This window comes from Meiothermus cerbereus (genome assembly GCF_051297115.1).
In the GTDB taxonomy this organism is placed as follows: domain Bacteria; phylum Deinococcota; class Deinococci; order Deinococcales; family Thermaceae; genus Meiothermus; species Meiothermus cerbereus_A.
Genome location: NZ_JBEVAL010000096.1, coordinates 1 through 8,830 on the forward strand (window position 1 = coordinate 1; position 8,830 = coordinate 8,830).

Here is an 8,830-nt window from a genome sequence, read left to right on the forward strand (position 1 = left end):
CCGGGTGAACCTCATCTTGCTGGTGCACAACCTCATTCGCAGTCGGGTACTCCTGAAGATGGCTGGGGTGGAGCTATGAGGTAGCACACGAAGGAATTTGGAAGCTTACCTGGCAAGCTGTTTTGCACGGGAATGGTTGCGGAAGGGGTGGTTTTTCTTAAGACCGCCTCACAGGAAGCCTTAATGCAGCCAAATGGGCCTGGAACGAGCATTTGAGCTATGCCTACAAAACCAGAATATGCCGGGGCATAGAGGCGTGTGAGGGCTTTTACCGGTGACAAAACGGGCCTTGGGCGGCTTCCCCCCTGGGCTCACTCTGAGAAACTGCCCCAACAGGGCTTTAGACAATTTCTCACCTCTAAACCTTAGGCTAGACTTGCCCTCAAGAGGTGAGCCTTGCATCTGAAAGTGTGCTGACTCGGCGCATGCAGGATAAAGACGCAGCTTTAGCGGGCGTTGCCGTTGCGGGCTCGAGCTAACCCAAACAGGAGGTTGCATGAACATAGCCATACTTTGCCATGCCAGCGCAGGAGGTTCGGGTGTGGTGGCTACCGAGCTGGCCCTGGCCCTGGCCGGGCTAGGGCACAAGGTACACGTGGTGGCTACCGAACGTCCCTTTCGCCTGACCGAAGAGCGACTGAGCCAGCTTGGCCTGAGCAGCAACCTGCTTGGAGGCAAACCCATCTCCACGGGTCAAGACCCGGTGGGTGGGCTGGGCCGCATTTTTCGGGCTTCCAGGCAGAGCGTGGCCCGCTGGCTGGCTCTGCTCAAAAAACCGCTGCAAACAGGTTCGCTGCACTTTCACCAGATCCTGAGCGCCGATTACCCCTTGTTCCAGGAACCGCTTACCCCCCTGACTGCGGCCAACTCCATCGCCGAGCTAATCGAGCGCTACAAAATCGAGCTGGTGCATGCCCACTACGCCATTCCCCACGCCACAAGCGCCATTCTGGCCCGCGAAATGGGCCTGGACATCAAGGTAGTAACCACCCTGCACGGCACCGACGTGACCCTGGTGGGGCTCGAGCCGGCCTTTGCCAAAACCACCCAACACGCGGTGCGTACCTCCGACGCGGTGACGGCGGTCTCCCACTCGCTGGCCCGAGATGCCCGTAGCAAGCTGGGGGTGGAGCGCGAGATTGAGGTCATCTACAACTGGGTAGATCCGGAGCGCTTTAAGCCCAACCGCGACCCGGCCTACCGGGCCCGCTTTGCCCAGCCGGAGGAGGCCATCGTGCTGCACGTGTCCAATTTTCGTGCGGTCAAGCGCCCCCTGGACGCGCTGCGGGTGTTTGCCGGCATCCTCGAGAAGATGCCGGCCCGTATGCTCATGATTGGCGATGGGCCGCTGCGCCAGGAATGTGTAGAGCTGGCCCATGAGCTGGAAATAGCGGGACGGGTGCAGTTTTTGGAGTCTACGCCCAGCATCGAGAAGTTCATGAGCGTGGCCGACCTGTTTTTGCTGCCCTCCGAGCAGGAGTCCTTCGGGCTGGTGGCTTTAGAGGCCATGGCCAGTGGGGTTCCGGTGGTGGCCAGCCGGGTGGGGGGGCTGCCCGAACTGGTCGAGGAGGGTAAAACCGGCTTCTTGCGCCCGATGGGGGACATACCGGGGATGCTCGAGGCCAGCCTGGAAATCCTCACCAACCGCACCCGCCGCCGCAACATGGGCGAGGCAGCCCGTGCGCGGGCCATCGAGCGCTTCCGGCCCGAGGTGGTGCTGCCGCACTACCTGGAGGTCTACGAAAAGACCCTCGAGGGGGCGCTGGTTGGGAAGTAGGGCAAAGGCTACCCCCTACACCCCAACCCATACAATGCAAGTATGGGCAGCGAGACCGAGCGTAAATTCCTGGTGCGCTCAGAAAGCTGGAAGCCTGGTGCAGTGGGCGTGCCATACCGCCAGGGCTACCTGTGCCGCCAGGCTGCCCGTACCGTGCGGGTACGGGTTGCAGGCGGGCAGGCCTACCTGACCATCAAGGGCCAGGCCCAGGGCATTACCCGCCTGGAGTACGAGTACCCCATCCCCCTGGCCGATGCCCAGGCCTTGCTCGAGCAGCTTTGCTTGAAGCCCCTGATCGAGAAGACCCGCTACCGCCTTGAGTTTGCAGGGAGGGTTTGGGAGGTAGACGAGTTTGCAGGGGAGAACCAGGGCCTGGTGGTGGCGGAAGTGGAGCTCGAGGGGCCCGACCAGCCCCTCGAGCTGCCGGACTGGGTGGGGGAGGAGGTAACCCACGACCCCCGCTATCTGAACGCCAACCTGGTGGAGCATCCGTTCTCCAGGTGGGGAAAACCATGACTCCGGCGCATTTTTTCGCTGAACCATGAGAAATTTCCTTGTTCTTTGCCAGGATCCCCACCCAAGCGATGGTGGCGGGAGCCCTGGCATACAACCAGCTTTGACTTAGGCGAAACTGAACGCTTCGGTTGGGGTTCACATGCACGATACAATCTGCACATGGCAGTTCGACTCGAGCATATCCAGGCCGCCCGCGAGGTGATTCGCGGCGTCATCGCTACTACGCCCACCCTGCCCGACCCCCTTGCTTCCGACGAACTAGGGGCGCGGGTTTTCGTCAAGGCTGAGTGCCTGCAAAAAAGCGGCTCCTTCAAGATTCGCGGTGCCTATCACAAGCTTGCCGCCCTTACCCCCGAGGAAAAAGCCCGGGGGGTGATTGCCCCATCGGCAGGCAACCATGCCCAGGGGGTGGCCCTGGCGGCTGCCCTGCAGGGCATCCGTGCGGTGATTGTGATGCCCCAGCACGCCCCCCTCACCAAGGTGGTGGCCACCCGCCGCCTGGGGGCCGAGGTGGTGCTCCATGGAACCAGCTTCGACGATGCCGTGGCCCACGCCCACGAACTCCAGCAGCAGCAGGGCTACACCTACGTGCATGCCTTCAACGACGAAAAAATCATCGCCGGCCAGGGCACCATCGGCCTCGAGTTGCTGGAGGATTTGCCCGAGCTGGATGTGCTGGTGGTGCCCATCGGTGGCGGTGGCCTGATTGGTGGCATTGCCATCGCGGTCAAGAGCCTGCGCCCCAAGACCCGCATCGTGGGGGTACAGGCGGTGGGCTGTGCGCCGGTCAACCCCTCGCTTAAGGCCGGGAAGCCCCTAAGCGTGCCGGTGGCCCAGACCATCGCCGATGGTATTGCGGTCAAGCGGCCTGGCGAACTCACCCTGCCCCTTATCCAGCAGTACGTGGATCAGGTGATCGAAGTAACCGACGACGAAATCGCCCGGGGCATTGCCCACTGTGTCCAGAACCTCAAGCTGGTGGTGGAGGGGGCCGGGGCCGCCGGAATGGGAGCCATTCTAGCAGGTAAAGTGCCGGTGCAGCCGGGCCAGACGGTGGCTACCGTACTGTGCGGGGGCAACATCGATGGCAACCTGCTCTCACGCGTGATCGAACAGGTGATGGTGCGGCAGGGCCGCTACCTGCTGCTCAAGCTGGCGGTAATAGACCGTCCGGGAGCCCTGGCACGGGTGGTGGATTATGTGGCAGCGGCGGGGGCCAACATCATTGACATCTTCCACCGGCGGGCGCTCTGGCTGGCCCCGCTGGGCAAGGTGGGGGTGGAGCTGGTGCTGGAGGTGCGGGATGCCCAGCATGGCCACGAGGTGGTGGCTGGCCTCGAGCAGGCCGGTTATGCCGTCGAACGTGAAAACGTGGGCGACTGGCCCGATTGAAGCTCTGGCGAAGCGGCCTTGCTGGAGCACTGTTCATAATAGCCGCGCACAACCTGAATTGCTGTGTTCTGCACAGTACATCCCGGATGGGGGGCAGCGTCTGCGAAGGGTGCTAAGTGTCTCCATAAGCGAAATGCGAGATGCCGTACCGAAAGTTCGCTTTAGGAATTGCGCCAGGTATGCATTGACTCATTCCGCTGGTTTTGCCAATCTGCCCTGGCGCAACTTAAACCCTTGCCGGTTCCGCTATCGGCTGGTTTTCCACAGGCTTATCCACAATCCCAAAATCCTGTGCGATGAGCCGTGCGGTCATCTTGGCCGACATCATCACGCTAGGGGTTCCGGCCCCTGGCTGAACGCCTGCCCCCACCAGGTACAGGTTGGCAATGTCCTCGCTTTTGTTGTGGGGCCGGAAGAAGGCTGACTGGGCCAGAATGGGCTCGGGCCCAAAGGCATTGCCCAGGTAGCTACTCAGGGTGTGCTCAAAGTAGTCGGGGGTGATAAAGCTTTTGTGTACCAGGCGCTGCATCAGGCCCGGCAGGTAGCCGCGCTCGTCCAGGAAGTGGAGCACCTTGTTCACAAAGGGCTCACCCAGGAGCTCCCAGTCCAGCTTGCTGCCATTGTGAGGGACGGGAATCAGGGTGTAGGCCGCATGGTGGCCTGGAGGAGCCAGCGAGGGGTCGGTCAGGGTGGGGATGTGCAGGTACTGGCTGAAGTCCTTGGGCAGGATTTTGCGCCCGAAGATGTCCCGTAGCAGCTCCTCGTAGCGCGGCCCCAGGATGATGTTGTGGTGGCGCAGCTTCTGGCCTTCGTTGCCGTCGGCCTTGAAGCCAAAATAAATCACCACCAGCGACATGCTCTGGGGCCGGTTCTTCACGATGAAGTCCGACTGCCAGAAGCGGTACTGGGGCTCAATTAGCTTCAGGTAGGTGTTGGCGTAATCGGCGTTGGAGACCACGATGTCGGCGTGCAGTACGCTGCCGTCGGCTAAGGTGATGCCCTTGGCGATTTTCTTGTTGCCCTCGCGTACCACATTAATCTTCTTGACCTCGGCGCTAAAGCGCATAGTACCGCCAAGCTCCTCGAACTTTTGCACAAAAGCCCGCACCAAGGCCCCGGTGCCCCCCAGGGCAAAGTGAATGCCCCAGGTTTTTTCCACAAAGTGAATCATGGCGTAGATGGCGGGCACGCTCAGGGGGTTGCCCCCCACCAGCAGGGTCTCGAAGCTGAAGACCTGGCGCAGCTTGGGCGATTTGAAGTATTTGCTGGCAAAGCTGAAGAGGGTACGCACCGCATCCAGCCGGAGCAGGTCGGGTATAACCCGCAGCATGGTGCCCAGGTCGCCGAAGTGGGTGTAGCCGAGCTCGAGGAACCCCCTTTCAAAAATCGCCCGTGCATCGGTATGAAAGCGCTCATAGCCCTCGAGGTCGCCCGGCTCGCCCAGGGCTGCTACCTGGCGGCGGGTGTTCTCGGGGTCGCCGTCGTAGTCGAAGAAAGTGCCGTCGTCAAAGTAGATGCGGTAAAAGGGCAGAATGGGGATAAGCTGCACGTACCTGCTGGTGTTGGGCCCGCCCGAGAGGCCCTCTTTGATTCTTTTATCTTCCCCGAGAATTTCGGGGGGAAAATCGGGGAGGTGCAGGTTGGACTTACCACGCTCCAAGCTAAACAGCTCCTCGATGAAGTACGGCACGGTAATCACGGTAGGCCCCATGTCGAAGGTAAACCCGTCTACCTGCCGGACGTAAGCCCGCCCGCCGGGGCCGTCCAGTTTTTCCACGATGGTGGTCTCGAAGCCCAGGCTTTGCAGGCGCAGGCCCATCGCCAGACCCCCAATCCCCGAGCCAATCACAATCGCTGTTCTTGTCATATCAGGGACAAGAATACCCCCAAGGGCCAAGGGCATTCTTCGGCGAGGCTACATTTGGGGGTTATATGCTGTGCAACATGAAAGCCATCCAGGTACACCGAGCAGGCGGCCCCGAAGTTTTGGAACTCACCGACCTCCCCAAACCCCACCCTGGCCCTGGGCAGGTGCTCATCAAGGTCGAGGCAGCGGGCCTCAACTTCGCCGACATCTTGTATGTGGCAGGCGAGTATCTGGTGCGTACCCGCTACCCCACGGTTCCGGGCATGGAGTTTGCCGGGGTCATCGAGGCGCTCGGCGAAGGGGTGGAGGGGTTGCATCCGGGCCAGCGGGTGGCAGCCCTGGGGGGCAGCGGCGCATTTGCCGAGTATGCGCTGGTGCCAGCCCGCTCGGTGCTGCCGGTGCCAGCCCAGATGAGCGCTGCCGAGGCCGCCGCTTTCCCGGTTTCTTACTTCACCGCCTACTTTGCGCTGGCCACCCAGGCCCGGGCCAGGCCGGGAGAATGGGTTCTGGTGCAAGCAGCCGCCGGTGCGCTGGGCACGGCTTCTATTCAGGTGGCCAAAGCGCTGGGGCTGCGGGTGATGGCGCTGGCCAGCAGCGAGGAAAAACTGGCCCTTTGCCAGGGCCTGGGGGCCGAGGTAACCCTGCTCAACACCCAGGGCGACCTGGTGGATGCGGTCAAAAACGCCACCGAGGGCAGGGGGGTAGACATCCTGATGGAGGTGGTGGGGGGTGAGGGTTTTGCCCAGAGCCTCAGGATGCTGGCCTACCGGGGGCGCTTGCTGGTGATTGGTTCGGCCTCCCGCCAGATGGCCCAGATGTACCCGGTGAGCCTGATGAAGGGCAACCAGAGCGTTATTGGCGTGTGGCTTACCCCTTTCCTGAGCGACCCTGCCGAGATGCAGGCGGCCACGGCCTTCCTGATGCCCCTGGTGGCTTCGGGCCAGATCAGGCCGGTGGTGGGCCAGCGCTTCAAGCTAGAGGAGGCCGCCGAAGCGTTCAGGTTTGTGCTGAGCCGTAAGAACACCGGAAAGGTGATTCTGGAGCCATGAATACCGCCGATGTGGTTGTGGTCGGACTGGGCGCGATGGGCAGCGCCAGCCTGTACCAGTTGGCCCGGCGGGGGGCCAGGGTCATCGGGATAGACCGGCATCTGCCGTCGCACACCTATGGTTCCAGCCACGGGGAGACCCGCATTACCCGGCAGGCCATCGGTGAAGGGGTGGCCTATGTGCCGCTGGTGCTGCGTTCGCACCAGATCTGGCGCGAGCTCGAGGCCCAGACCGGCAGCTCGCTTTTTCTGGCCTGTGGGGGCCTCATTTTGAGCGGCCCGGCAGGCGAGGCCCTGCACCACGGCAAGCCACAGTTTTTGCCGCGCACCCTCGAGGCCGCCCGGCAGTTTGGCATTGCCCACGAAGTGCTGGATGCGGCGCAAATACAAAAGCGGTTTCCGCAGCTTAGCCTGCAAGGCGACGAAACCGGTTACTACGAACCCGGCGCAGGGCTGCTCTACCCGGAGCGCTGCCTGGAAGTGCAGCTCGAGCAGGCCCGGCGTCTGGGCGCAGCAGTGAAAACCGGCGAACAGGTGCTCAAGATTACGCCCCAATCCGATGGGGTGCTGATCGAAACCGATAAAAGCCGCTACTCCGCGGCCAAAGCGGTGGTGGGCGTAGGGGCCTGGGCCGCCGACCTGCTGGGCGAGCCGTTCGCGCGGGTGCTCCGGGTTTATCGCCAGGTGTTGTTCTGGCTCGAGGCCCAAAACCCCCAGGCTTACGGGCCAGAGCGCTTTCCCATCTTTATCTGGATGTTTGGCGACGCCGAAGGTGAGCACTTTTATGGTTTCCCCCAGGTTTCGCAGGGCGTAAAAGTAGCTACCGAGCAATCGCAGGTATCCACCCACCCCGACCAGGTAGAGCGCCAAATATCCGAAGCCGAGACCCAGTCCTTCCTATCCCGCTACGTGCAGGGTCGTTTGAAAGGGCTGGGCCCTGGGTGTCTCAGGAGCGCCACCTGCCTGTACACCTCTACCCTCGATGGCGACTTCATCCTCGACCACCACCCCGACTCCGAGCGTATTCTGGTGGCCTCGCCCTGTTCGGGCCACGGCTTCAAACACTCAGCGGCAGTAGGGGAGGCTATGGCTGAGCTGGCCCTGTACGGGCGCAGCCCGCTCGACCTGACCCCCTTCCGCCTGGCCCAACGACCGGCCTGGGGATAGGGCTTCAAATACCTTATGGGGGTATGCTATGCTCTGTGGCGACACGGAGGCTAAACGATGCTCTCGAGCGTAACCCCAATGGAGTGGATTCTAGGTGGCGTGGTGGGCCTTGGCTTGCTGGTGCTCATCCTGCTGATAACTGCCCCGTTTGGTGAGGTGTTCAAAAAGAAAGATTGAGCAAGGTGCGTTTTTTGCACAAGCGCAGAAGCAAAGGGAAGCGCAATTACGGCTGTGCCTCCAGCGGCGCCTGGGTGTCCCAGCAGGCCAGGGCCTTGAGAACGGCGTTGCGCTCGTTCTGGTGAGAGAGCCGTTTTAGGGCTTCGCGCACGGGAAACCAGGCTACCCCGTCCACCTCTTCCTTTTGGGGCCGGGGGGTTCCGCCCACATAGCCCATCAAAAAGTGGTGCACTTCTTTGGTAACCGTGGTCTGGATGCCATCGTCCTTGACGGTAAAGTGGTAGCGAATGCTGCCCAAGGGGGCCAGCACCCTGGCCTCGATGCCGGTTTCCTCGCGTACTTCGCGGACTGCTGTCTGCGGATAGCGCTCCCCTGGCTCCACCTGGCCTTTGGGCAGGCTCCAGACCCGCCCATCCTTGATGGCGATGAGGAGCACCTCGAGGCCCTTTCCGCCCGCCCGCTCCCGCAATACCACACCCCCCGCCGAAGTCACACGGCGGCGCGATTGCGGCAGCACCTGGGGCCTGGTAACCCCGGACATGCCGCGCTTGGGTCTACGGCGGCGCGAACCAACTGAATAACGCATACTGTAACAACTTTCCAATGACCCAAAAATGGGTACCTTGTTTTAGTTTACACGGAACAAGCGCATTTGTCGTGTATGAAGGCACATATCCTGCGGTTTGGAGCGGACTCGAGCTTTGAGGGGACGAGAAAAAAAAGCGCCCCGAAGGGCGCTTGTCTTGAACAAAGAAAGATCAGCCGAGCTTGCTTGCGGCGCTAGGCGACGCAAGATGACGCAGACACGCTGCGTAAACGCTCCTTAGAAAGGAGGTGATCCAGCCGCACCTTCCGGTACAGCTACCTTGTTACGACTTAGCCCCAG

7 protein-coding genes and 1 rRNA gene are annotated in these 8,830 nt (G+C 61.8%); 5 read left to right on the forward strand and 3 right to left on the reverse strand.

Annotated elements, in window-relative coordinates:
• Positions 1-496: 496 nt before the first annotated feature.
• The 3 genes from bshA (at position 497) to ilvA (ending at position 3,685) form a co-directional block, all read left to right on the forward strand.
• Entirely contained in the window at positions 497-1,777 is a 1,281-nt protein-coding gene (gene bshA, locus ABWU19_RS13500; protein ID WP_435902190.1) for an N-acetyl-alpha-D-glucosaminyl L-malate synthase BshA, read from the forward strand.
• 42 nt (positions 1,778-1,819) lie between these two features.
• Positions 1,820-2,293, forward strand: coding sequence for a CYTH domain-containing protein (locus ABWU19_RS13505; RefSeq protein WP_435902191.1), 474 nt, complete (start codon positions 1,820-1,822; stop codon positions 2,291-2,293).
• A gap of 159 nt (positions 2,294-2,452) precedes the next feature.
• Entirely contained in the window at positions 2,453-3,685 is a 1,233-nt protein-coding gene (ilvA, locus tag ABWU19_RS13510; RefSeq protein ID WP_435902192.1) for a threonine ammonia-lyase, read from the forward strand.
• Between the two features lie 226 nt (positions 3,686-3,911).
• Here ilvA and crtI read toward each other — a convergent pair whose 3' ends face one another.
• Positions 3,912-5,552 carry a phytoene desaturase family protein gene (gene crtI, locus ABWU19_RS13515; protein ID WP_435902193.1) on the reverse strand — a complete coding sequence of 547 codons (1,641 nt, stop codon included), beginning with the start codon at positions 5,550-5,552 and terminating at the stop codon, positions 3,912-3,914.
• Between the two features lie 77 nt (positions 5,553-5,629).
• Here crtI and ABWU19_RS13520 point away from each other — a divergent pair, with 77 nt between their 5' ends.
• Together ABWU19_RS13520 and solA are read left to right on the forward strand one after the other, a co-directional pair.
• Positions 5,630-6,601 (forward strand): NADPH:quinone oxidoreductase family protein, encoded by a 972-nt coding sequence (locus ABWU19_RS13520; RefSeq protein ID WP_435902194.1) that lies wholly within the window; start codon positions 5,630-5,632, stop codon positions 6,599-6,601.
• Positions 6,598-7,767 carry an N-methyl-L-tryptophan oxidase gene (gene solA, locus ABWU19_RS13525; protein ID WP_435902195.1) on the forward strand — a complete coding sequence of 390 codons (1,170 nt, stop codon included), beginning with the start codon at positions 6,598-6,600 and terminating at the stop codon, positions 7,765-7,767. The genes ABWU19_RS13520 and solA overlap by 4 nt, the downstream gene beginning before the upstream one ends.
• Before the next feature lie 223 nt (positions 7,768-7,990).
• Here the strand turns inward: solA and ABWU19_RS13530 are convergent, their stop codons facing one another.
• Together ABWU19_RS13530 and ABWU19_RS13535 are read right to left on the reverse strand one after the other, a co-directional pair.
• Positions 7,991-8,485 carry an NUDIX hydrolase gene (locus ABWU19_RS13530; protein ID WP_435902196.1) on the reverse strand — a complete coding sequence of 165 codons (495 nt, stop codon included), beginning with the start codon at positions 8,483-8,485 and terminating at the stop codon, positions 7,991-7,993.
• 286 nt (positions 8,486-8,771) lie between these two features.
• Positions 8,772-8,830, reverse strand: a 16S ribosomal RNA gene (locus ABWU19_RS13535); the annotation flags it as partial.

What these genes read in the sequence shown, in the direction of transcription:
- bshA (WP_435902190.1), top strand. Translation starts at nt 497, where the DNA reads ATGAACATAGCCATACTTTGCCATGCCAGCGCAGGAGGTTCGGGTGTG.
- ABWU19_RS13505 (WP_435902191.1), top strand. Translation starts at nt 1,820, where the DNA reads ATGGGCAGCGAGACCGAGCGTAAATTCCTGGTGCGCTCAGAAAGCTGG.
- ilvA (WP_435902192.1), top strand. Translation starts at nt 2,453, where the DNA reads ATGGCAGTTCGACTCGAGCATATCCAGGCCGCCCGCGAGGTGATTCGC.
- crtI (WP_435902193.1), bottom strand. Translation starts at nt 5,552, where the DNA reads ATGACAAGAACAGCGATTGTGATTGGCTCGGGGATTGGGGGTCTGGCG.
- ABWU19_RS13520 (WP_435902194.1), top strand. Translation starts at nt 5,630, where the DNA reads ATGAAAGCCATCCAGGTACACCGAGCAGGCGGCCCCGAAGTTTTGGAA.
- solA (WP_435902195.1), top strand. Translation starts at nt 6,598, where the DNA reads ATGAATACCGCCGATGTGGTTGTGGTCGGACTGGGCGCGATGGGCAGC.
- ABWU19_RS13530 (WP_435902196.1), bottom strand. Translation starts at nt 8,485, where the DNA reads ATGTCCGGGGTTACCAGGCCCCAGGTGCTGCCGCAATCGCGCCGCCGT.